16 protein-coding genes and 1 pseudogene are annotated in these 25604 nt (G+C 41.2%); 3 read left to right on the forward strand and 14 right to left on the reverse strand.

Annotation, left to right across the window (positions count from 1 at the left end):
- Positions 1 to 46 precede the first annotated feature (46 nt).
- From oppC to FIV01_RS09290, 8 genes and pseudogenes are all read right to left on the reverse strand, one after another.
- A complete protein-coding gene (oppC, locus tag FIV01_RS09255; RefSeq protein ID WP_152430747.1) occupies positions 47 to 949 on the reverse strand; it encodes an oligopeptide ABC transporter permease OppC in 903 nt (300 codons plus the stop codon).
- A gap of 16 nt (positions 950 to 965) precedes the next feature.
- Positions 966 to 1886: an oligopeptide ABC transporter permease OppB gene (oppB, locus tag FIV01_RS09260; protein ID WP_152430748.1), complete on the reverse strand. Its 921-nt coding sequence runs from the start codon at positions 1884 to 1886 to the stop codon at positions 966 to 968.
- Between the two features lie 86 nt (positions 1887 to 1972).
- Positions 1973 to 3598: an ABC transporter substrate-binding protein gene (locus FIV01_RS09265; protein WP_152430749.1), complete on the reverse strand. Its 1626-nt coding sequence runs from the start codon at positions 3596 to 3598 to the stop codon at positions 1973 to 1975.
- A gap of 650 nt (positions 3599 to 4248) precedes the next feature.
- The gene (locus FIV01_RS09270; RefSeq protein WP_152430750.1) at positions 4249 to 5919 is read right to left on the reverse strand and encodes a pyridoxal phosphate-dependent decarboxylase family protein; all 1671 of its coding nucleotides are present in this window, start codon (positions 5917 to 5919) and stop codon (positions 4249 to 4251) included.
- Positions 5920 to 6171: 252 nt separating this feature from the next.
- Entirely contained in the window at positions 6172 to 8067 is a 1896-nt protein-coding gene (locus FIV01_RS09275) for a methyl-accepting chemotaxis protein (protein WP_152430751.1), read from the reverse strand.
- A gap of 317 nt (positions 8068 to 8384) precedes the next feature.
- Positions 8385 to 9899: a M20/M25/M40 family metallo-hydrolase gene (locus FIV01_RS09280; protein ID WP_152430752.1), complete on the reverse strand. Its 1515-nt coding sequence runs from the start codon at positions 9897 to 9899 to the stop codon at positions 8385 to 8387.
- A gap of 158 nt (positions 9900 to 10057) precedes the next feature.
- Positions 10058 to 11494 carry a serine protease gene (locus FIV01_RS09285; protein ID WP_152430753.1) on the reverse strand — a complete coding sequence of 479 codons (1437 nt, stop codon included), beginning with the start codon at positions 11492 to 11494 and terminating at the stop codon, positions 10058 to 10060.
- A gap of 178 nt (positions 11495 to 11672) precedes the next feature.
- Positions 11673 to 12152, reverse strand: a pseudogene (locus tag FIV01_RS09290) (methyl-accepting chemotaxis protein); the annotation flags it as partial.
- Between the two features lie 307 nt (positions 12153 to 12459).
- Here FIV01_RS09290 and FIV01_RS09295 point away from each other — a divergent pair.
- Positions 12460 to 13485 (forward strand): lytic polysaccharide monooxygenase, encoded by a 1026-nt coding sequence (locus FIV01_RS09295; RefSeq protein ID WP_152430754.1) that lies wholly within the window; start codon positions 12460 to 12462, stop codon positions 13483 to 13485.
- A 56-nt stretch (positions 13486 to 13541) separates the two neighbouring features.
- On the opposite strand, the gene FIV01_RS09300 is transcribed toward FIV01_RS09295, so the two are convergent.
- From FIV01_RS09300 to FIV01_RS09320, 5 genes are read right to left on the reverse strand one after another with little or no spacing between them, the layout of a single operon-like run.
- On the reverse strand, positions 13542 to 14246 hold the full coding sequence (locus FIV01_RS09300) for an ABC transporter ATP-binding protein (protein WP_152431701.1): 705 nt from the start codon (positions 14244 to 14246) through the stop codon (positions 13542 to 13544).
- 19 nt (positions 14247 to 14265) lie between these two features.
- Entirely contained in the window at positions 14266 to 15549 is a 1284-nt protein-coding gene (locus tag FIV01_RS09305) for an ABC transporter permease (protein ID WP_152430755.1), read from the reverse strand.
- Between the two features lie 3 nt (positions 15550 to 15552).
- Positions 15553 to 16767, reverse strand: a complete 1215-nt coding sequence (locus tag FIV01_RS09310) for an ABC transporter permease (RefSeq protein WP_152430756.1) — start codon at positions 16765 to 16767, stop codon at positions 15553 to 15555.
- Positions 16767 to 18035 (reverse strand): TolC family protein, encoded by a 1269-nt coding sequence (locus FIV01_RS09315; RefSeq protein ID WP_152430757.1) that lies wholly within the window; start codon positions 18033 to 18035, stop codon positions 16767 to 16769. Before FIV01_RS09315 ends, FIV01_RS09310 begins: the two co-directional genes overlap by 1 nt.
- Complete coding sequence (locus tag FIV01_RS09320) at positions 18028 to 19161, reverse strand: efflux RND transporter periplasmic adaptor subunit (RefSeq protein WP_152430758.1); 1134 nt, start codon at positions 19159 to 19161, stop codon at positions 18028 to 18030. Before FIV01_RS09320 ends, FIV01_RS09315 begins: the two co-directional genes overlap by 8 nt.
- A 425-nt stretch (positions 19162 to 19586) precedes the next feature.
- Between FIV01_RS09320 and FIV01_RS09325 the strand changes: the two genes are divergently transcribed.
- Positions 19587 to 21632 carry a M4 family metallopeptidase gene (locus tag FIV01_RS09325; protein WP_152430759.1) on the forward strand — a complete coding sequence of 682 codons (2046 nt, stop codon included), beginning with the start codon at positions 19587 to 19589 and terminating at the stop codon, positions 21630 to 21632.
- A 54-nt stretch (positions 21633 to 21686) separates the two neighbouring features.
- Here the strand turns inward: FIV01_RS09325 and FIV01_RS09330 are convergent, their stop codons facing one another.
- Entirely contained in the window at positions 21687 to 23501 is a 1815-nt protein-coding gene (locus FIV01_RS09330; protein WP_152430760.1) for a ricin-type beta-trefoil lectin domain protein, read from the reverse strand.
- Between the two features lie 584 nt (positions 23502 to 24085).
- Here FIV01_RS09330 and FIV01_RS09335 point away from each other — a divergent pair.
- Positions 24086 to 25375 carry a sphingomyelin phosphodiesterase gene (locus FIV01_RS09335; RefSeq protein WP_152430761.1) on the forward strand — a complete coding sequence of 430 codons (1290 nt, stop codon included), beginning with the start codon at positions 24086 to 24088 and terminating at the stop codon, positions 25373 to 25375.
- Positions 25376 to 25604 lie beyond the last annotated feature (229 nt).

A 25604-nucleotide genomic window follows, 5' to 3' on the forward strand; every position in this document is an offset into this window, starting at 1 on the left:
ATTGCTTCCTTAATCTTTATAGATTTTATAATTTATTGCTTTTTAATTATCTGTCTTTTGGATCGAGCGCATCACGCAAACCATCACCAACATAGTTAAAACAAAACAGTGTTACGACCATGAATGCCGCAGGGAATATAAGCTGCCAAATGGCAACTTCCATTGTTTGAGAGCCCTCTTGGAGCAGAGCTCCCCAACTCGTCATTGGTTCCTGTACACCCAAACCCAAGAATGATAAAAACGACTCAGTTAAAATCATGCTTGGGATAAGTAAGGTGGAATACACAGCAACAATACCGAGTACATTAGGTACAATATGGCGCGTAATAATTTTCCATTTGCTCACACCAGATACATATGCAGCTTCAATAAATTCTTTGCTGCGTAAACTCAAGGTTTGACCGCGCACGATACGAGCCATATCTAACCAAGCAATGGCACCTATAGCGACGAAAATTAAAATAATGTTTCGGCCAAAAAAGGTGACTAAGACAATGACCAAGAACATAAACGGCACAGCGTATAAAATTTCTAATACACGCATCATAACGCGGTCGGTTCTGCCGCCAATAAAACCTGACGTAGCACCATAAAGAGTACCAATCAGTACAGCGACAAATGCGCCCATAACACCGACCATGAGTGAGATTCGGCCACCAATTAGTGTTCTTACATAAAGATCTCGCCCTAAACTATCCGTACCAAACCAGTGTTCAGCACTTGGTCCGACATGCATCGCATACCAGTCTGTGTCATCGAAGGTATAAGGCGCTACCATAGGCAAGAAAATAACGGCCAGAGTCATAAGAAATAAGATAAACAGGCTTATCATTGCTGCACGATTTCGCATAAAACGAATACGAGCATCCTGCCAAAGACTGCGACCTTGAATTTCTAGTTCTTCAGAAAATTTCTCTATCGCTTCTAGGTTTTCTTTTTTTGTTAACATACTTCCAACTTCCTTGTTAGTAGCGAATTTTTGGATCTATCATCGCTAGAAAAACATCGACTATTGCATTGAATAAAATGAAAAGGAAACCGATTAAAATCGTTATTCCCATCACCAGCGAATAGTCTCGGTTGAAAGCGGCATTGACGAATAGTTTACCAATTCCCGGCAAACCAAATATGGTTTCAATCACCACTGACCCAGTAATAATGCCGACAAAAGCAGGCCCCATGTAGGACACAACAGGAAGAAGCGCAGGTTTCAATGCATGCTTGATGATGATGTATCTATAGCTTAAACCTTTTGCTCTGGCAGTGCGGATAAAGTTACTGTTCAAAGTCTCGATCATTGAACCTCTTGTAATCCGAGCAAAAGTTGCCACATAAAGTAAAGACATACCAACAATAGGTAAAAGCATATACTTCAAAGAACCGTCAAGCCATCCACCAGCAGGCAATACCTGTAGCTTTATTGAAAATATATATATAAGTAGAGGAGCTAAAACAAATGATGGTAGAACTACCCCTAACATAGCACTTGCCATAAGCAAAAAATCAAGCCAAGTATTTTGTTTTAAAGCAGCAAGAGTTCCAATAGTCACCCCTGATATAACAGTAAATATGAATGCAAATAATCCAATTTTTGCTGATACAGGAAGAGACTCACTAATTAACTCGTTCACCGTATAATCTTTATACTTAAATGAAGGGCCGAAATCACCGACGATTATATTGGATAAATAAGTGGTATACTGTTCGAATACAGGCTTATCTAGGCCATATTTGGCATTAATATTGGCCATTACTTCCGGAGGCAAAGGACGCTCACTAGAAAATGGATTTCCCGGTGCAAAACGAACAAGGAAGAAAGAGACAGTAATCAACACTAACATTGTCGGTATTGCTTCCAGTACTCTTTTGGCAATAAACTTTATCATAGTTTTTCTCTTGTTATATAGATTGTTCAAGAAATAAAAAGGGATTAGGTTACACCTATCCCTTTAAAATACTTCACGACTTGTTTCTATTTCTCTACAAAATATAAATCTTTTGAAAAAACATTATTTTCAGGGTTTTTCATAGGGTAACCACCAAGAGAAGGATTAACCAAGCGCGCATTAACATAATGATATATCGGCATAATAGGCATATCCTGAGCTAATAAAGCTTCTGCATTTTTGTAATCTTTGGAACGTTCTTCCTCTGATGTAGCCAAGAGTGCATTATCGATTTCACGATCGTATGAAACACTGGAATAATTAGGATAGTTTTGTGAATGTCCTGACTTCATTATGGACAAGAAAGTTGAGGCCTCATTATAGTCCCCACACCATCCTGCTCGCGAAACCTCAAAATTACCTTGTCGTTTATTATCCAAGTATGTTTTCCATTCTTGGTTTTCTAATACCGCGTTTACGCCCAGAGTTTTCTTCCACATAGATGATATTGCTACTGCAATTTTCTTATGGTTATCGTTCGTATTGTATAATAAATTGAAGGTTAGAGGATTGTCCTCACCATAACCTGCTTCCTTTAAAAGTTGTTTTGCCTTCTTCACGCGATCACTTTGAGTCCAACCTGCATACTCAGGCATTTCTACACTTAACCCATTAGTAGCTAACGGCGTAAAGTTATACGCAGGTGTTTCACCTTTACCGACTACCAGATCGGAAATTATTTTCCTATCAATGGCGAAGGATAGAGCTTTCCTTACCTTAATATCATCGAAAGGCTTTTTCTTTGTATTAAATTCGTAATAGTATGAACATAAATATGGTGTTACTTTTAAGCTTTCAGGATAGTCCTTCTTGATGCGCTTAAAATGCTCATTCGGCATTTCATATGTCAAGTCTATTTCACCAGCTAAAAAACGGTTCATTTCAGCAACATAGCTTTCAATGGGTAAGAATGACACTTTTTTAATTACTGTATTATCGGCGTCCCAGTAATTAGGGTTTTTTGTTAAAACAATACGTTCATTTACAACCCACTTACTTAGTTTATATGCTCCGTTACCTACATAGTTTTCCGGACTTGTCCAAGAATCACCCAGCTTTTCAACTACAGCCTGATTTACCGGCTTCATAGATGTGTGACCAGTCATAGTAACAAAGTATGGAAGAGGCTTATCTAGCGTCACTTTGAGGGTATAATCATCGACTGCAACAACGCCCAAACTCTCGGGCTTTTTAGCTCCAGATATAATATCGGCAGCGTTTTGCATCGTTGTCATTTCGAGATATGAAGCGTAAGGCGAACCAATAGATGGGTCTACAAGACGCCTCCAAGAATAGACAAAATCACTTGCTTTTACTGGGTCTCCATTTGACCACTTAGCTTTCTCTCTAAGATGAAAAACCCATGTTTTATTATCAGATGTCTCCCAACTCTCCGCCACACCGGGGATAGTGTTACCATTTCCATCCTGAATCACTAAGCCTTCGAGCAAATCTCGAATAACGTTACTTTCTGGTACGCCTGATACCTTCTGAGGATCTAAAGATTCAACTTCTGCACCGTTACCACGAACTAATTCTTGCTTCTCTGCTAATTTAGTACCCGATGGTACATTTGCGGCAAAAGTTGAGGTGGCGGCAAGGGTAATAGTTGCCCCAAGAAGAAGGGCTTGAGTGATCTTATTCTTGTACATGCGTAAACTCCGAATTTTTCAATTTGCATCCATGACGTCTTCGTAAGCCTACTTATAAGAAATAGTGATTTAGCATTGTTTAGTGTAATAATTAAGCACAAAACACCAAAACCTTACGAAGATTGCAGCACACATTATCAACCCTCGATTCGATTTGCCATAAAAATGTAGCAAAAAACCGCTTAATTCTCCGATCAATGCAACATTTTGAAAAAAATATTATAAAAGATATAAAAGCTGACTCATTACGAAGCTTTATTATTTAGATATAAATCACAGCATCAACATGTATAGTTAAGTGTCTCCATTTCGGACCAAGTGTTCAAATAAAAACCAACAAAGGTAACAATATAAAAACACAAAACTCTATAGATCATAACCTTTATATGTTTTTGTAAATTAACCCAGCGGATATCAAGCTTCAATGATCTTGCATTCTAATTAAATAACAAGCGTGTTAACCGAGTTGAATTCATGTTTCTGGCGGCTCTATGTTGGGGGTTGGTGTCTTTTAGCGGCAGTCAATATCTTGTTGAACCTGACGAACGTAATCGTTTCTTTGTACCATCCACTCTCTAGCGGCACTTGGCACATCAATTTATTTATGTCAACTAACGCCGCCGCGAGAGCAACATCACTATTGTAGAGAATCAGTAAAACAAACGACAGAATTCATCAATATCAGTTCTTGAGGTGTAAGGGTTAAGAAAAACCGCCTTTTCACCCGGTATAGCCAAACAATTACCAGTGTGATTATAGTCTGTGTGAGTAATAGAATTTACCCAATTTGTTTTAAGACCTTTTCCTCTTCTATGATTGAAATGTTGACGATGATAGCAAGATACTTGGTTAATTTTATCCTCATCAGCCTTATTAGCTTTCAGCCCGATTTCGTTTAAATACACCTCTGATACCGGTCCGTTCAGTTCTGGGTATAACCGAAAAGCTACCGACGGACCATGATTAGAGGGACACACCACTTTACAGCCATCTATCTTTTCGAGTTGGGCGCGCATGTAATTGGCATTTTGTAACCCATGAGCCAAGATAGTCTGATAACCTTCTTTACCGAGAAATTGTAAAGCTGAATAGGCAGAAAAGACTCCAGCTGCTCCTCGAGAACATTCGATCGTTGACTGAAGATATGTTTTACTCTTGAGCTTATCTTCAAAGTAAGAGAAATAGCTTGATTGCTGACGTAATGCCTCAAAATCTTGGTGATCCCTTACCATAAGCAGACTCGATGTATAGGGCGCATATCCCCACTTTTGAAAATCAACCGTAAATGAATCGGCTTCTTTTAACCCTTTCATCATGCTCTTCAAATACGATAAGCTCTTTAGCGTGGCAGGGTTAATCGCCAACGGGTTAGTGCCAATATCATAATCAAGAAAGAAGAGTAAACTCCATCCCACCGCTGCATCGACATGAATGTGAGGAGCACGGGGAATATGATATTTACGACATAAACGCTCAGTAGTTAGGCGCACCGAGCTAATATCATCAATAGCAAAAGTATCTGTAGTGCCACAGGTTAACATTACCGCCGGGACCATAACCCCTTTCTTAAAGCATGCATCCAATTGGCGCTCGAAATCATCGAGACAAATTTGGTTGTTTCTGTTGATACGAACCCGAGTAACTTGATTACCAATATCGATTCCCATCAAAGCTAAATTAGTCATGTTTGAATAATGACCCGATTCAGTATTGAACATACAAAAACTTCGACCCGCAATACCCTCGAATTTCGACGTTGGAAACGTCTTACGTAATCCAAACAAATAACCGTAAAGGTTACAAAATGTTCCTCCCTGAGTGAACAATCCTCCAGCATATATTGGATCATAACCAGCAAGAGAAGCTATCTGACGAATGACCATGTTTTCCAGCTCAACGGCCATACCCGCGTATTCACTGTAAACTAAATTGGGATTTTTGACTGTGGCTAACATAGCACCGTGTATCGCGGGATCACAGGGTGTTGAAATGACATTTTCAACCGATTTTGGATCCTGCCAATCCTTGCAATGATGAGCGACGAATAACGCAAGGGGATCAAAAGCATTGATCTGGAGCTGCATTTCATCTGGTATCTCTTCGCGTTGCTTTAATGCCTTATTAAGGTGTTGGCCTTTTTCATTAGAAAAAGGACTCTGACCATTAACCAACATTTCAATATCAGGAGAAGAAAACAGGGGCCATAATCGTTTATCACGACTAAAGAAGCATCGCATCACCTGCTGATATTTATCGATGAAACCTCTGGACAAAGTATTTTCACCTACAGGATTTTTGGGGAATGTAGAAACATAAGCCATGCTTATTCTCCTTCTATCATTGATAATGATCCATTTATCATTTACATACGCAGAGCAAAATAAGTCAGCCGCAGCCAAGCGGCTTAAAAAGCAATGCAATATGAAATTTAGGCCTTAACTTGAGCCATAAGGACTCGGCAACGACTATGTTAAAAGGCCCTGCCTTCAATAATGTGGGCCACCATCTTCTGGTGCAAAGCACCGTTTGCCGAGCATGTTCTTACCTCAAGAGTTTATTCCTGAGGCACAAGATTACTTCAGTTTGAAGTTGGCTACTAATCTTTCAAGTTCATGGTTTGAGTCGCCCAAAGATTCTGTGGCTGATACCGTTTGTTGCCCACTACTTACCAGAGAATCGACGATTTCGCGAATGGATAACATGTTACGACTCAATTCTTCTGCAACCGTGCTCTGCTGCTCTGTTGCTGCAGCGATTTGCGTACTGACATCATCAATCTCTTTAACTGAAACTGTCATAACACCCAAGCTTTCTGAAACCTCAGAAGTTTTTTCAGCGGTTGACTGACATTGCCCTTTAGTGGCTTCCATTGCACTCACCACTCGATCAGTTCCATCAAGCAATTGGCTCAACATATCCGAGATCTCAGAGGTGCTATTTTGTGTTCTTGCAGCTAGAGCCCTGACTTCATCGGCGACAACGGCAAACCCCCGACCTTGCTCTCCCGCCCTAGCAGCTTCAATGGCTGCATTGAGAGCGAGTAAATTGGTTTGTTCGGAAATCTCACCAATCACGGTGAGTACGTCGCTAATACGATTGGCATCTTTCTTCATACTTCCTATACGACCAGCCATATCCTCAACTTCAGTAACCAAGGTACTCACCGTTGAAACAGCGTTGTTGACAATACTCAATGAAGATTGTGCTTCTGAACTGGCTGCGTCAGTGATTTTATTTGACTGTTGAACACTCTCCGCTACTGTTCGCGCACTTTCACTCATTTGAGTGATAGCAGTCACGACTTGTTCCGTTTCGCTCGAATGGTTAAGAAGCTTAGCCTCATTATCTCGCGCAGTATCTCTGAGTTCACTGATATTGGTGGAGATATTTTCGCTCGCTTGAGAGATATTGAGCATCATGTTTTGTAGGCTTTGTACAAACTCATTAAACCCCTGACTAATCTGCCCTAAATCATCCCTGCTAGTGACTTCAAGACGCTGAGTAAGATCTCCATTTCCTTCAGAGAGGTCAAGAACCGCAGCTTTGAGTATTAGTAAAGGTTTGTATGCATAGTGGATAATAATAAAAATAGCTCCAAAGCTTATAACAAATAACACAGTCCCCATAAAAATCGCTTCACGCTCCGCTTTATCGACTTCAGCGAGCGCTGTTGCCTTATCCACAAACACCATCAAGGTCCAGTACATATCATCAGCTAAATTGACCCTTTGAAAATAGCCGTCAAATTGTATGCCGAGGTATGGAAAGCTCAGGTGTCCACTTTGCTGATTGGCGAACATCTGTTCCATCTGAGAGAAATTAGCACTGACCTGTGACGGTGTTTTTCCTATATCATTTGGATCATCACTAGCAAAAAAGACCGCATTCCTATCGGTCAGCGTTGCAGCGCCACCTGCAAAACGCATATTGCTCACCCTATCAATAATTTCTCCAAGTTGAATATCACCGAGAAGCACCCCGACGACAATATCATCTTGTTTTATCGGCATGGTCACACTAACAACCTGGTCTCCTGTCACTTTATCCTGATATATATTCGTTAGGGCGGCAGATGATGCATTCTTCGCTGCTTTGTACCAACTCCTAGTTCGAAAATCAAAGCGACTGGCGTTTTCAATCGACATATAATTGCGACCATCTTCGTAAGTGACAATCACATTTGCGAAACCTGCACTTTGAGCCAGTAAAGTGACCAATTTCTGATTCTCTTCTATTGTTAACTTCGTACCGAACTGCTCTGCACCTGAAGCAATTGCATCGATGCGAAACTTCATCATCTGCTCAAGTTCGGTAACATGAAAATTAAGCTTGTTTTGAGTTTCACTCACCAATCCAGTGATCATTTTTTCTTTCATGGAGAGTATGTTCAAAGTGCCCAGAATGGTCAGAGATAGAGTGACAAGTAACCCTACCCCAAGATAGATACGAGTTTTAAAACCAATATTCATTACGCTTCCTCACTATATGTACGAGCGAACAAAACAACGTAAGGATGCGATCAGGTCCGTTATTATTTGTAGGCTATTCACTTTTGTTCAGTGAATACTTGAGTCTAAGCTCATAGTCAAACCATCAATACACCCAGCCAACACTATAACCTTAGCTTCATATCACAATTGTATGCAACAAATATTATATTGTTTTATTTTTCGCTGTGAGAATAAATAGTTAGGAGAGGTTCAAGGAAAGGAAAACTTACTTATTTGACTAAAAAGACACTTTAATTGGTGGGATGGCACAACCTAAAGCCACCCATACATCAAAACTACCGAGTCGATGCCTCTAATGTCATACCGGAAAATGACGAATAACCATTCAACAACACGTAATATGTCCCTGGAGACGCATTCGTAAAGGTGCAAGTTTCATTATTACCGTATCGATATGGACGACAATCCCAGTTTTGCTTGCTGGCTTTAGAACCAAACTTTACATACAGATCCATGTCGCCAGATCCACCCGATGTTTTGATATCTAGGGTTCTAACAGAGTCCAACTCGAAGGTGTACAAAGTTTCACTTCCTGTAGCGCCTGTTAATCCAGTGACCGGTACACCGTCTTTTAACACCTTATCTGTTGGAGGATTGTCACCGTTAGCATTACCCATCTCAACTGCATATGCTAAACCCAATTTGGTAAATTTTGTCGCATGGGCACCTGTAGAGTCTGAGTTATCAAGAGTATCTCTGTAGGTATGAATGTGTCGATTAGAATCACTAAACTTTGATTCAAACGGCATAGCAGCTGAGTAGCCCGCATTATGCCATGAAGCATGGTCCGAACATGCATATCCACAACGATCATAGCCATAGCTTAGAGATGGCAAATACTCATCAAGCAAATTGGTAAGTAACTGAGTTAAGCTGCTATCGGTATAATCCGTGATGAAAACAATGTCCTGTGCAGAGCCTTTGTGATTAGTCATGTCTAGCTGCAATACAGATACCACATTTTTGCCTTGCGAACGATAGGTATTGGCAATATCTTGCGAACCCCTTAAACCGACTTCTTCCGCCGCGTAAGCCATAAATGCCATAGAGCGCTTTGGAGCAAAATTATTTTCTGACAATACTCGTATAATCTCAGTGACACTAGCAATACCCGATGCATCGTCATCTGCACCTGGTGCAATTGAGTTTTCATTGGTTCTAGGCCCAATGGTGGAATCTAGATGGCCTCCCATGACCACCCACTCATCCGGATGTTCTTTTCCCTCAATAGTCAAAATTACCGATTTCTGGTTATATCTACTGTGAGAAAACTGAGTGACATTCGAATTTGCAAGCCCTGACGTTAAGGTTCTCCATTCATTCGCAATCCAATCAGATGCTTGCGCACCAGATGTGGTGGTGTAAAACCTATTGTTAAAGCTCATCAAAGAGCGAATGGTTTGGGTAATTTCAGCTGAGCTTACCTGCGAAAGCCATGGTAAGACAAGCGCCTGTTGAGATAAGGTTGGAATGGTAAAACTATCCAAAGTTACAGGCATAGCGCTTGCCAACATCGCACTTTGTAGTGATGGGTGGACCATGTAACCACCACAGCGATGGTGCTTTTCATGCATGTCATGCGATAGACCCGCTAACTGAGTTTCATCCAATTGTCCCACCCAGGCATGACCATTATTAGCCAAAGAGGCGGGCAATACAGATGTTGCTCCAACTGCCGTAATGGTCTCCGCCGCATCTGAACCTATAGAAACCCATACTTTATCTGCCGAGATTGCACACATCGAGGTAAAAGAAAGTGCTATCCCCAAGCATGTTTTTGAGTATTTCATTATCCCCTCCACGGGACTTTAGAAAACATCCAAAACTTAGGATAATTACTTATATTTTGAGAATTATTCCATTTACAGTGAGGCGTTATCTAAAGTTGTCATATTTATATCATTAGATAAATAAAAAAAGGGGTGCCAAAGCCCCCCTAACCATGAATCTATTTTTTATAGACCGAAAGTGTCACTCCAGAGAAACTGCTGTATGCTCTAAGCATCACGTAAAGGTCTTCGCTCGCATTCACAGCGTCACAAGACTCCGTACTTCCCGAGCGATAAGGTCTGCAGTCATAGGTACTGGTCGTTGGTGGTTGTCCTGTTCGTACATACAAGTCCGCATCCCCTGTGCCAGAAGCGATGGAAACCGTGACATCAGACGTCCGATTTGCCGCACGAAGAACAAACATTTTTTCTTCACCCTTAGTCATGGACAGGTTTGAAAGTGGCGTATCCAAACTTAGTTCAGTGGCGCCGTCACCTGGAGGCTGTCCCACAGAACCGTCAGGTAAAACACCGTTAAAATAACTGGAAACTTTCGGCCAAATCTTACTGATTTTCACTCCTTGGTTCTCACAACCACCGAAGTGATGCAGCGCGATCGCCTTGTTGTTCGCCGTTGTTAATACTGGTGATCCCGAAGAGCCACCAATGGTGTCACAAAAGTAACCCGTATCTGTATTGGAACCACGCCCATTCGCGGAGGCCAGATCAATTTGGCACATTCCTGAGCCATTTTTATCACTCTCAATTGAAAGCTCTTTAGGGTTACCTGAACCATGCTGAGGAATATAAATACCATCACCATAAACGGGCTCAGATGCATCTAACCCAAGATAACCAAACGATGATATTTTAGCGAAATCATCGACAGTAAATAAGGTGTAATCTAAGGTATAATCTGTGCTGAGTATTTCATTACCCATGACTTTGACGGTTGTTGCCATGGAACCATTGCAGCTGGTTCTCTGGTAGTTAAACCAAACTTCAGTATTTTTTAATTCAGACGCACTTTCCACACAATGGTTATTGGTGAACATATGGTTATTGGGTCCAACACGCCAAGCAGTACATAGACTTCTACCATTGATCAACAAACGTGCTACTGGCGCACTCCAAGCGACTTTATCTGGGTGGGAGTCTTCCCAGCAAGCAACATCACGACGTTCATTGACACCACAAGTTGACTCTTCCCCTATGACTTCCCGGCCGGCCATATAATGGTCCAATTCAAATCGCCCATACTCGCCATTCGAATTTGCAACTAACTCGATAGTCAAAGATTCACCTGAAATCGATTGAGCATACCAATTACTTTGACTTTTATCGTACTCAACCGTTTCTCCTGATGTGGGAGATTGGATTCTTATAGAGGCACCTTTGGGTAAAATCAGCTCTTTAAAGTGGAGCTTTACAAATGTAGCCCCCTTGTGTTCGATAAGTTGAGTCGATTTAAACCCATCTACCGCTTTAAGCTCAGCCTGTGTTAAAGAGTATTTAATCTCATCTGCGATAACAGGTAAGCTTGTGTCTGCCACTCCAAATGTAGGTGTAGATAAAAACGCCAAAGCCAATCCGACGCTGCATAAGTTCATCTTCATCGATAAGTCCTTTTTTTGGTTTATTTTTATATTCCCAAATTCAAACTTATGCTCTACAAAACATTACGCAACAAATTTTATATGCACAATTTTGTAAACTTTGGTATACAGACAACTTGTCAGCTATGAATAAAAAGACACTTAGAGAGTGCCTTGATTGATTAAAATATATTTAAAATCAGAGCCTAAAGGTTGACACTTTTGTCATTAATTCGCCTAATAACTCCTTAACCGAACCCGCTTCTTGTGAACTTCCCTGAGCGCTATTAACTAATTGATCGGAAAATTCTTTAATAAGTGTGACATTCTGCGTTATCTCATTAGTAACATGAGTTTGCTGTTCTGCGGCAGTCGCGATTTGAGTTGCCATATCACTGATATTTTTCACTGAATTGTTAATCTCTTCAAGAGCAACACTCGCTTTGTCAGCATCTTCAACAGAATGTGTTGCGAGTTTAGAGCTGTTCTCCATCAATTTTACAGCATTAGAGGTTGTTGCCTGCAGTGTGTCAATCGTTGCTTTAATTTCCTCGGTCGAATCATGAGTTCGTTGGGAGAGTACTCGCACTTCATCAGCCACAACAGCGAAACCTCGACCCTGCTCTCCTGCCCTCGCCACCTCAATCGCAGCATTAAGCGCAAGCAAATTGGTCTGCTCTACCTTAATTAGCTACTTTTAACCTGCACACCTATTAGGCTTTAGTTGTTAGTCTAATCAATTGCAATGAGCGGCAATTGTTTAGTGTCTTTATTCGATAAGATAATTTGAATTTGAAGTGACTCGAATCTGATTGAATATTTCAACAAATATTTCCATATCTCTGAGTACAGGCTTCCAAATTAGCAGAGTAAAAAGATATTAATTGAGTTTTACCGAGATAATCGTGGCGTTACTGCTAGGTTGAGATCGTTGGGTACACATACATTGTGCCTTAAGGCAATAACAATATTTGCAAGGAGATATTATGAAACCCTGCATAACGACCTATCTAATTATTTCAAGCCTATTGGCCTTCTGTTCGTTAACCGTACACGCCCATGGCTGGGTAGAATATCCGAACGCTCGACAAAATATTTGTTACCTTGATGGGGGATTTTGGGAGGACCGCATCCCAAACGCTGCATGTCAAGCTGCATTCGATCAATCCGGAGCTTTTCAGTTCGTACAACGTAACGAAATTGCGATAAACGTCAGTCAATATTGGGATATGGAGCAAGTCAAAACATCAATACCAGATGGAAGTTTGTGCAGTGCAGGTGACCCTGCCAAATCAGGACTCAATATCACATCACCCGACTGGCAAAAGACGCAAATAACACTGGATTCAAACCATCAATTCAAACTCATATTTCATGCAACAGCCCCTCATAATCCTTCATATTGGGAATTCTACCTTAGTAAACCCGAGTATGACGCTACCTATCCACTAACATGGTCAGATTTGGAATTGGTCGATACAGCAGGAAATATTGCTGTCGATTCAAACAGCAATTATGAAATCACCATTGCCCTGCCACCGAATAGAAGTGGAGACGCGATTCTGTTTACCCGATGGCAACGTGAAGATCCGGCAGGAGAAGGCTTTTATAACTGCAGCGATATTTCGTTTACCTCTAATAAGAGCAGCCCTGAACAAAATTCACTGGCTAATGAACTAGATAATACGCTCTCCGTGCTCAATTACTTCATTCCCTTTAACTTCGGCCCTGCAGAAGTTGGAGATACAATACGTTTACGTATATTCAATTTAGAAGGCCAAGAACAACACGATATCTCTCTAGTGATTACCGACCAACATATTCAGCACGGCACTTGGCCAGCAGAGCTTGCAGCCAAGTTTAATAGTCATAACAATCAAGAGTGGTATATCGGCATTTGGCACAAAGGAATGAATCATTATATGTTTGATTCTCATAACTTATATGCTAATCAGGTTCATGGTCCATCCGCCAAGTTTAACTATCAACTATCTCTGATTAAAGGCCGATAGTCTTGCAAGCGTTGATGATATGCGCCGATTCATCAGATGAATCAGCGCATGTTGATTTATATTTCCACGGCAACAGGTTTTCTATCAGACACAAGTTTACCGTCTTTAATAGTGATAACACGTTTGGTACGCTCGGCTAGGGAGTTATCATGAGTCACTATGATCAAAGTCCGGCCCTGTGAATGTAATTGATTGAATAAAGCTTCGATTTCTGCGCCAGACTTTGAATCCAGAGCACCCGTAGGTTCATCAGCCAATATAATTTGCGGGTCGTTAACTAGGGCTCGAGCAATTGCCACCCTTTGCTTCTGGCCACCAGACAATTGGTTTGGCTTATGCTCCATACGCTCGCCCAAACCTACCTGCTTAAGTAGCTCACCAGCACGACGCTTACGCTCTTTAGCTGAGATACCTGAATAGACCAAGGGAAGAGCAACATTATCTAACGCCGTCGCGTATTCGAGAAGATTAAAGCTTTGAAACACAAAACCCACTTTCTGATTACGAATTTCCGCCAACTGGTTACTCGTCAAGGAAGCAACATTTTGACCATCAAGCTCGTAACTCCCTTGGGTAGGTTTATCCAAGCAACCCAAAATGTTCATTAATGTCGACTTACCCGAACCTGATGGTCCTAGTATGGATAAAAACTCTCCTTGAGCAATAGTTAGACTCACTTTGTCCAACGCTCTAACTTCTGTATCTCCACTGGAATAGTATTTACATATGTCATTGAGTTTAACCAGTAAATTTTGAGCCATATCTGTATTACTCTCTGAGTTATTCACTCTGCAAGGCCTCCATTGGCGTAACTTTAGCTGCTCTGCTAGCCGGTAACCAAGCCGACAAAACACCGGTTACGACCAAAGTGCAAACCACAATTGCTACCACTAGCCAAGACAGTTGTGGGATTGGATTACCAAGATGTTCGTAAAGCATGTTGCCTTCGAGATCAATCGCGGCAATAGTCCATACGAGTAAGTAAGTGGTGATGAGCCCGAGCCCTCCTCCAATCAACATAGTGGCCAACGACTGAACTAAATAGTGCAAGCGAATCGCTGTCGGCGTTGCACCTACAGCCATACGTACACCGATATCTCGGGTAGAACGTTTTACTGTTGCATACATAACATTAGCGATTCCTACTCCAGCAACCGCCAGAGTAACAAATCCAATGATGCCTAAAAAGCTCTGCAGACCTACAAGAAACTGACGCATGCTTTTTTGGTCAAGGAACCTATCTTCCACCTGAACAATCTGTCTGTCTTCGACGCTTGCGCCATGCTTACGAGCCAAAACTTGACGTATAGTATCTGCAAGCCTAATGCGATCCACCCATTGATGGGGCTCAACATTGATTGCAGAAATATCAACATCAAGGTGATAACGTTTCCATGTTTCAAGAGGGACAAAACTTGAATAGTCGATAGGGTAGCCCTGCTCTATATCGGCACTATTTTTTTTCAAAACCCCAATTACTGTAAATTCCTCATCGCCAATTTTAACTTTTTTACCCACAGGGTTTACTTCGAGCGTCACAGTATCAAACCAGCTCTCACGCCCCTCTGGGTTAAAAAAATGGGCCGCTATTGAATACCCTAGTACAACCACTTTACGTTGCTCTCGCTGATCAATCACATTGAACCAGCGGCCGCCGTTGAGAAGTTTAAGATTAGTCATAGACTGAAATTCATGGCCAACAGCCAAAGGCTGACGCCATGTATATTTATCCCCAACAGTTATATCCTCTTCCCACATTGCAGTTGATGCTACTGACTTTACCTCTGGAAGAGACTTTACAATCTCGGAATCATCAAGTTTTAGCTCCAAAGGCTTGCCCGTATAAAAACGGCCAAAGTCGATAGTAGCAATGCCTCCCGTTAGATAAATGAGATTGCCATTACCATTTTGCGCGGTTTTCATTACACCAAGGCGGATCCCTTCACCCACAGCCAGCATGCCTGCAATACATAAGGTTGCCCACGCAACCGCTAGAACCGTCAAAGCAAATCGAATTTTCTCTGACACCATTTCTTGAAAAATTTGTCTTATTGGCAACAACATGATTTAAGCCTTTGCACTTAAAGCAACAACGGGAGTCAAACGCGATGCCCTTCTTGCTGGAAAATAAGAGGCAAGAAACGCAAGACAGAAAGTCACCAGCAAAGCGACTAAAATTGCCTGTAGAGTGACAGCTGGCTCACCTATCCATTCTGGTAGGGGCACCATAGACAAGATTCCTACTAAGCTCAGTGAAAGACCCAGTCCTACCGCGGTTCCTATAGCGACAAGAATTAACCCTTCAAAAATAAACTGGCTGAGAATTGTGTTTGGGGTCGCCCCCACTGCAAGTCGAACACCAATTTCTCTTGTCCTCTCTGTTACGGACAAAAACAGAATATTCGCCACACCAAGCGCTCCTACCGCCATGGTCATCACACCACTGGCAGCAAGAAATATCTGAATGCCCCTCAAAATATTGATGATTACATCAGACCTATCACTCATATCTAAAAACGACAAGGCGTCTCGGTCCATTGGGTCAAAATGGAGTCGCTGGGCATAAAATGCGATGATATTCTGCCTAAAAAACATCGTTTCTACATCATAAGCAGGCTTGGCTAAGATCATCCAAATTTTATCATTCCATAGGTCACGGTAACTGGTTTGAGGGATGAAGACTCTCCGACTATCACCAAATGAAATACCACTGCTTTCATCATCCAAAATACCAATCACCCGAAAAGGAATCCCATTGACTTTCACATCATCACCGAGACTCAACCCACCCATTTGTGCAAGCTGATCACCAATAATTGCTACTCTGGTGTGATTTTTAATGTCACTTGGAGAAATATTCCTAGATCCCAACCTGAGTTTACGTTTCATTAAAGGGAAGTAAGCCGAGTCAACACCTCCAACACCTGTTGCAAGTTGTTGTCCCAACATACTAGATACGTTAGCATCCCATTTTGCATAAACCGCAGAAGCACCGGCAACAAAATCAGCGTGTTTAAGCTGGTCCACATTGTCTTGTGATAAGCTAATTTCTCGTCGCGTTGGCATTCCTTGCCACGGCCTACTCGTTCTTGAAGGGAAAATGATTTGAGTATCATTGATCATAAAGGCAAATGATTGACTCTGCTTACGATAAAAGCCCTCACCTAACGCCATTAAAGTAACCACTGATATCATACCCCAAGAAATAGCCACCACTGCTAAGATACTTTTAGTACGATGAGCCATTATGGTCACCCATGTTTGTAACAATAAGGTTTTCATTAATGAAAGGCCTGTGAAATAGTCAGAATCGTTCCATCATCAAGCTGACCAGATGTATGTAACAGATCAATTCTCTCTTGCCAGTAGTTGTACAGATTCGTCTCCAAACCAACTTTGGCCTCATATAAGCGATTGTGAGCGTCAATCACATCAGAGGCTTCAGATTTACCAGCGTCATAAAGAGTCTGCTTACTTTTGAGCACTCTAGCATTAGAATCAACCAGAGAACTCGCCATCAATACACGCTCCCAATCAATGCTTACTTGGTTGTATTGCTGCCTAATTCTTTTCTCAATATCGATTTCTATCTTACGCTTGTATTGCTTCGCTTTCAGTACATTAAGTGATGCCGCCTCGACTTTGGCTTTCGTCGAGCCGTTGAGGTCAATGGGAAGATTCAAGGTTAGCCCAGCGTTAAACTCTCCATCTGAATTGGTATCGTCATCGCTATAACCCAAATTACCAGAGACGGTAGGATAATAGCCGCCTCGGGCTGATTGGCGAGCAAACTCACTTGATTTCACACTTTGTACCGCTGCCAACAACTCTGGACTCTTATCCATGGACAATTTAAGCCATTGAGATTCAGATTTAACCAGCATCTTCGGCTCTACAAGAGAATCCGTCTTAATCTGTTCTACATGTTCTGGAGTTTGATTAACAAGAGCAGCCAACTGCGCCATCTGAGAATTTAGATTGGCTTTCGCTTCAAGAATACTTGATTTTTCGGCGATCTGAGTGGCTTTTATCTCTTCAACGTCTACAGAGGTTACTCGACCAGCGCGATAACGCTTCTCTATTATTTTGAGAAGTTTATGGCCCTCGGCAAACTTCTTCTCCGCCAATAATAATTGACTTTGAGCACTGGCAACATTTAAATAAGCCGCGAGTACTTTTTGCGCCAAATCATCTCGTGCTTTCGCCAATTCTAGCTCGGTTTTGAGATAGTTGGCCTGTGCTTGATCAAGGTTTGACCACAAGCTGCTATCCCAAATTGTTTGAGATAAGCCCACATTATATGAGTTGGTATTATCGCTATCTTGGTTCCAATTCGATGAAGCCTTGGCATCAAGTGATGGAAGTAAAGCGCTGCGGTTTACTGAAACATCCGTTTCCCCAATTTGGAGATCTATTTGAGCCATTTCATAATCAGGATCATGTTTTTTTGCCAATTGCCACGCCTGGTCAATAGTTAAAGAAAAGCAGGAAGCGCTTGACGTTATCGCCAAAAACAAACTCGTTATGCTAAAAAGACGTTGACTAGCCATGATCACTTCCCATCATACTATTATCAATGACTTCTTCTCCCAAACTCACACCTTCAAGCACTTCGACCTTGATGCCATCTGATAAACCCAAAACCACTTCCTGTTGGTGAAAACCTTGTTCTGAATTATCTGCAATTAAAACATTGGGTTTAGAGCCCTCAAATTTCAACGCCCGTTCAGGTAGTGTTAAGACATCTTGAGACTTTTTAAGTGTGATTTTCGCCGTCGATGAAAAGCCTGACCGTAACGTCACATTGTCTGGAATGTTAAGTTGACCAACTTCTATTTCAAAGCCATTGTCAAAGCTCTTGGAAGTGTCCGTGTCATCTGGCGAATTAAGTTTTTCAGATTGAATAGCAACCTTGGTAATAACACCCTTAATTTCTATATCGGGATAAGGTGCAACCGATAAAGAAACCGGCATTCCTGTAATCAGCTGAGCCGCATCATGTTCACTGACACTACCTTTGAATATCATGCTATTCATATCAGCCAGAGACATAATTTCTGTCGCCGCTTGACTGGACGCTGTTGATATAATCGGCTCCCCAACCTCAACTTTACGATTCAAAACCGTACCACTTATTGGTGCCAAAATGGTAGAGGTCAAATGTTCATCACCAATTAAAGCTTCACCACTTTGAATCAACTCTAGGTTTTGCCGTTTTTGTAATACCGTCGCATTGGCAGACTTCACCTCGGAACGAGCGCTAACATACTCATCATAATTACTGGGAATAACACCTTGTTTTAGCAACTCAGCCAAATTTGATAGCTTTTGTTTGGCGGATTCCAACTCCGCTTCACTGCGCATCAACTCAGTAGACGCGTCCGTGAGAGCTTGAGGCGTAGGATTCGGACTGACTTTGACCAAAGGTTGGCCTTGTTTAACATCTTGTCCTACTTGAGCGTATATTTCGCCAACAATCCCTTCGATGGGAGATTTAATCGAAATGGCATGTGATGGCACTATCTTACCCACTGCCATTGCCTGTTTTTCAATCGTTCCTTTTTCGACGTTTAAGATAGGAAATGGATCTGTACTACTTGAAGAATGTAAATAGACCCAGACACCGCTGCCTATAAATACAATGCATGCAGTTGATATCAGCCAAGATTTAGCCATGCGTTAGTTCCATTAATTATTTGTGTAGCCCTATGACTACTTAGTTATATATAAGTTCCACCATGATATCGATGAACGGGTTGCATAGGCATAGCAATGAGTATTTTTTACATAGTTTTAACTTGACCGAATTTTTAAGACTCAGCAATCGACATCAGAATTCATCCATTATTTTTCTGCCTGTGTTACACAAAACCCTCAGAATAAAATTAAAAACAACAATAAGTTAAAGAATTATTAATAACAGAATTAAAATTATAAATATCTATCTTAGAACTAAGATCTCATTCTAAATAACAATAAGTTGAGCATTTTGAACCAACTACTCATATAAAATTAATTGCAGTTATTTTTGTTGGAAATGATCACTACTCTGGAAGCGCAATTTTTACCCCAACTAACTGAAATAATTACAAAGGTGAAGTATGCGTAATGTTCATTTACTTCTCTTGCTACCAATAACATTTGGCTCGCAAGCGGCAAACATAGTTGATCACTCGCAGATCGACCTCTCTCATATACTTAATCAGACAGCGTCTAAGAATTATTCACCATCTAGCCAGCCGCTGGCATATCGAGAAATTAATCATGTACAAGCAGGAAGCAACACTCTACTGCGAAAGCAGCAATTACATTTTGGTGTTCCTGTATACGGTCAGTCTATTGTTGCACAAGTTTCCAATCAGGGTGATATAACCCCTCTTGATGGACAAGTGCTCACAGGTATTGGCTCAGACATTGGCTCTACCATGCCTATGTTTAACGCCGACCAAGCCATAGACCTTGTAAAAGGCGCCAATACAGGCTTTGCATCTCGCCCGATTGGTGAGCCAAGGGCCAATCTAATGATCTGGCAAGACAAGCAACAAGTGGCTCATCTTGTATATAAAGTTGATCTTGTTGAAATGAAAGGCATGTCACCATCGAGACCAATTACATTAGTCGATGCCAAAAATGGGGAGATTCTTGATCAATGGGAAGGTATCGCATTTATCGAAGCAGAGGGCCCTGGTGGTAACCAAAAAAGCGGTAAATATTATTTCAGTCCCACGACACATTTTGGTGGTTTTGAAGTGAATCAGTACTGTCAAATGGACAGCCAAAATGTCAAAACTATTGATATGAAGAATCAACAGTATGGTGGCCAAGTACATCAATTTAGCTGTAACACAAACAGCAACCGAGCAGTCAATGGGGCATATGCTCCGATGAATGACGCGCAATATTTTGGGCAACGCGTATTTGATATGTATATGGATTGGCTAAACACTAAACCATTACAACAACAGCTGACCATGCGTGTGCATTACGGCACAAACTATGGCAACGCATTTTGGGATGGGCGGCAAATGACATTTGGTGATGGCAACCAGTCCATGTATCCACTTGCGACATGGGATGTCATTGCTCACGAAGTCAGTCATGGTTTTACCGAGCAGAACTCTGGCCTTGAGTATCGGGGGATGTCTGGAGGTATGAATGAGTCTTTCTCTGATGTTTCGGCCGCCGCACTTAGCCAATACGTAAATGGAAGTTTTAATTGGAAAATGGGTGAGCACGTAATGAAGTATTCCGATGCGATGCGATACTTCATTCAACCGAGCAAAGATGGCAGCTCCATCGATCATGTCAACCAATATTACAACGGAATTGATGTCCATAATAGCTCGGGTATCTTCAACAAAGCGTTCTATCACCTAGCCACGAGTTCTGGTTGGGACATCAAAAAAGCCTTCATTGCCTACGCAACCGCTAACCAATTATACTGGCGAGCAAACTCTAACTTTCAGCAAGGTGCGGAGGGAGTCTGTAAAGCTGCTGAAAAACTTGGGTATGAAAGCTCAGCAGTTTACAGCGCTTTTGCACAAGTTGGAGTTCAAGTAACAAATTGTACTTCAACCCAACCGAACCCTAATCCTAAACCAACGCCTACTCCAGGTATAAGTGAATTGGAAATCAATGTACCTACACTTGTCGACGCCAATGGTAATGACGAGCAACACTTTGTCTTGAAAAATGCGCCGAGTCAGGACATTTGGGTTCAAACCTATAATGGTTACGGTAACGTTGACATGTATGTTGCAATTAATCGACCAGCCTCTCTAGCAGACCATGATTGCGCATCCACAAACGCTGACAATGGTGAATATTGTGGCTTTAGTGGAGTCGGCCAAGCCGATGTATATATTATGGTTACAGGAGCAACTAGCTCATCGGATGCTTACGTCGGTGTCAGCGCTTATTTAGACGAGCAAGAACCAACTCCGCAGCCACAGCCACAGCCGCAGGATCTTTGTTCTACACTCAATGAGTGGTCAGCCAATGACTATTATCCGCAAGGTACTCAAGTCCAATATTATGGCAATAGGTTTACCGCCATTCAAGATAGTTGGGGATTAGACCCATACAGCTACTCAGATCCATATGGCCATTATTGGTATTGGGTATTTGAAGGAAGTTGTTATCAATAAAGATAAAAAATGGAGCTCGTTATTGAGCTCCATTGTTCATTCAGCTAACAGACTTTACTTCCAAGCCCATTGACTGCCATTCACATCAGCTTCTACAAGCCAAGTGTTTTCGTTCCATCTTAGAGCATTATCCAAAGCATTTTTGAGCTGGCCATTTTCGAAACGCCATTTTTGGTTAGGACGATCGCTACACTCTTCCATGGTTATGTTACGACTGTTTTGATCAAGACACATACCTGGTGCTGCTTTGCTTATTAACTTGCCAGCCGAGGTTAGCTGCCAATGTTGGTTATCGCCTGTATGACAACTCCAACCAAACACCTTAGCACCTGCTGAACCAGAGCTATACTCTACATCTAAACACTGATTGCGATGTGTTGACAGCTGCTTCCATTCCTGTGCAGGCTTCTCATCGTTTGAAGATGCTTCAAACAGAGTCGTCACAATCGACGTCATAGGTTGAGTATGACGAGACGCTCTTGGTGCTTGAGATTGCCAGCTAGTGGGTACAGATTGAGTTACGTCCCAGCTTCCTCTGCCATCATAGTATGATTTGGCAACGGCTTGAGGCGTTGGAGTCCACAAGAAGTCAGGGTGACGATTTTGGTACCACTCACCACCAATAATATTCCCCGATGCATCCAACTCTAAGTCATAGTAATATCTTACACGTGATACACCATCTAACTGAGGCTTATCATAATTTCTGTGTGTAGGGTTAGTTTCCACCATGTAGTCAACGACCATTTCTACTCCAACCACTGAAACCGCGCGCGATGAACGATACTTGGTAAACTTATCTTGTTTATAGTCGTCCATGGCAATTGTCACTTCTGCCGGATCATTCGATGCACGATTGGTTTCTGGGTTAAAGTACTTCACTCTGTAGCCCAAAATTGGTTGGTTCCATACTTGGTAATCATAAGTCGCATCCATGATCATGCTGCGGCCTGTAATACCAATCTGATTAAGTACTGATAAGTGCCAGCTCGCTGGGTTGTTATCGACACAATCTGGTTCGATAACTCGTCCGTTCTCATCTTTCGCTGGATCTTTAATGTTACAACGGCCGCCAATAAATCGGGTATTAAACGGAGCTCCAGACCAAAGTAAAGTGCCTAATGCTTTGATATCAGAAGGATAGAATTTGATCATCTCACCATTGGCATCGGGTACGTTGATTGATTTTTCAGGTCGAGGAAGCATATAAGCGGCGGCTGCCCAGCCATGGCAAAGTCCCATCCAACGTTCTACTCTGCCTTGAGACTCATAGTAGCCTTTGCCCGAATCCCAAGAACGCTTAGTGAGGGTAAAGTTGTTGTCCCCGACTAATAGATCGTATTTTTCTGCTGGTGACAATAGATGACGGTTTTCAATTGCGTAGCTATCAAGAGGTTTTATACTATGCGAGAAGTCATAATACTCTTGCCAATTTGATGCGTTGAGTTCTCTGTCGGCAAACCGCCATGCGGCCGCGCCAGAATAGAGTGGCCAGTACGTATCAGACCAAGGTTGAACCGACAGACGTTTCGAGTCTGGTGCTGCGTTATCCAAGTCTGTTAAGTTACGGATAAGGGCATTGCCGACATCGACTAATCGAGCTGGGTTATCATTACCCAAATTCGGTGCAAAGCGAGGGGCAAGCATAGGTTCTGCCCTATCCATAACAGTATCACGCATTTCAGTCCGAACTCGTTCAATGTCTTCAGCACTCATTGTCTGATAGTCGTCACCTTCTTTCGGGGGTAACCTATCCATAACTTCTTGAGGGTTTTCATGAAATGCTTTCATGAACTGTTCGATTTGCGTGTCGTCAGCAAGCGCAGCAAAAGGCACAGCAATAGACAACAATGTAAGTATTTTTTTCATTTTAAAACTCTACTCCATCAGATTTAGCACAAAAAAGTTGTATAGACATTCCAACTTTGCCAGCGGGTAGATTGAAGATATACATTCAGCAAATCAATAAAAAACTAGCATTAATTACTTAAAGCGTGAGTAAAACTAGCAAAAAACACTCTCATTAATCCAATGATTATGTATTAAACATTTCTTTACAAATCATTGACTTATAATAGTAAATCATCTCAATTGAGCATATTAATTTATATTGAGATAAAAAATTAAATTTTAATTAAGTTAATAGTAGGGTCTATTCGGGAGATGAACATCAACATTTGAGTATGATTTTTTATTACGATAACGTTATCGTATATCTACATGTGTTATTTAAACTATATGGGTAAATAGGCACTTATCGTCGCATATTTAATCAACTAATATTTTGAGTTACGAATATTGAGACAAGTCAACATTAGTATTTGAAGCTCTCGCTAAAAACCCCTTAAAGCTTTACAAATTTGTCACAGTTAGCAAAAAAGGTTAACAAAGCATATAAATATAGGTGAAATTAGTAAAATGCTTTAACTAAAATAATAAAAAGTTGAGCAGCAATGAAAAGACTATCTAATACCATAATATTACTATTACTCACATTCACTGCAAACGCAGATACTAGTATATATATATTAAATAATACGGAGAGTGAAATTGATTTCAATGTCATCGGTCTCTCTAGTTTAATAAATAGAAAGCACACAGAGCCACTCCAGCCCTATAAACAGACCTATGTAGCAGAGCTTAGCCGTTATTCTGGTGTAAAGGCAGGAGAAGTATATGATTTTTATATATTCTTAGGTGAGTCACATCTGTCTTTAGCTATAAAGTTGGAAGGAACCATTTGGGGGTCAAACATTTCTTATACTTTCGCTGATCCGGAATCCCTTGAATTGGATGAATATCATACTGATAGGAATATCTATGCAAAATTTAAAGGGAGATATCAATATTATTTAAAAGCAAGCTATACAGGAGGTTATGATGAAATCACTCTAGTAATCGATGAAATTAAGCCGCTTGAAGCCAGAGAACCAAAGACTCTTAATTTAGTAACATATAACGTATGGATGTTAAGTCATGTAGGTAAGTATATGAGGGAAAGAGATACTTTAATAGCAAGATCAAGAGAAATAAATACTCATGATGTCGTATTTACGCAAGAGCTATTCCGGTATGAAAACGTACAGAATATTCTCTGGACAATGCAGCAGTATTTCCCTTTTATAAGCAACAAACTCGATGGTGGTGGGATCAATACTTATGATGGTGGTGTGCTTACATTCAGCAAATACCCCATCGTTCAACAAGCTCAACATGTCTTTCAAAACTGTAAGGGTACCGACTGTTCAGCAGATAAGGGAATACTTTATACAAAAATCATGAAAGGAGACTCCCCCTTTCATCTTTTTAACGTACACCTTGGGGCATGGAACTCACAAGCTTATCGAAACATTAGAACACTGCAGGTCGGTGAAATATTTGCTTTTATTGACCAGCTAGATCTACCTAACAATGAACCCGTGATCATTGGAGGTGATTTCAATATTGCTAAACACAAATTTCCGTTAGATTTTGAGCAAATGCAAAGAGTGCTCGATTTGGAAGAGCCTACATTAGAGGGCTCACTTGAATACAGTTTTGATCCGTATCTCAATGAACATCTGAGTTATTCTGAGGAATCAGACCGAGAGCGTCTCGACTATATCTTATATCGAAACAATGGAAGTATCTCGAACAGCTCAAGTCAGATAATTGTACCACGCAATTTTCAAGAAGATATGTGGGGAGTTTGGGATTTATCCGACCATTTTGCCGTTAGTGCTCAATTTACAATAGCGGACTAAACTATAACTTCATTGAAGTAATACCTTTGTTTTATGTAATCAGTTAGTTACATAAGTTACTTGGCTGCAAACTGAGCTTGCAGCCTCATTTTATAAAAAAAGAAAAGCGACAAGAGGTAAAGGTAAGACTTTTCTTCAACTTTCATTTAGTCTAAAGACTTCATTATAAGTTATTGAATATAAATAAATTTTAGCAATAATACTATCAGTAAAAAGGAGTTTAAATTGA

Source organism: Vibrio aquimaris, assembly GCF_009363415.1.
GTDB lineage: Bacteria > Pseudomonadota > Gammaproteobacteria > Enterobacterales > Vibrionaceae > Vibrio > Vibrio aquimaris.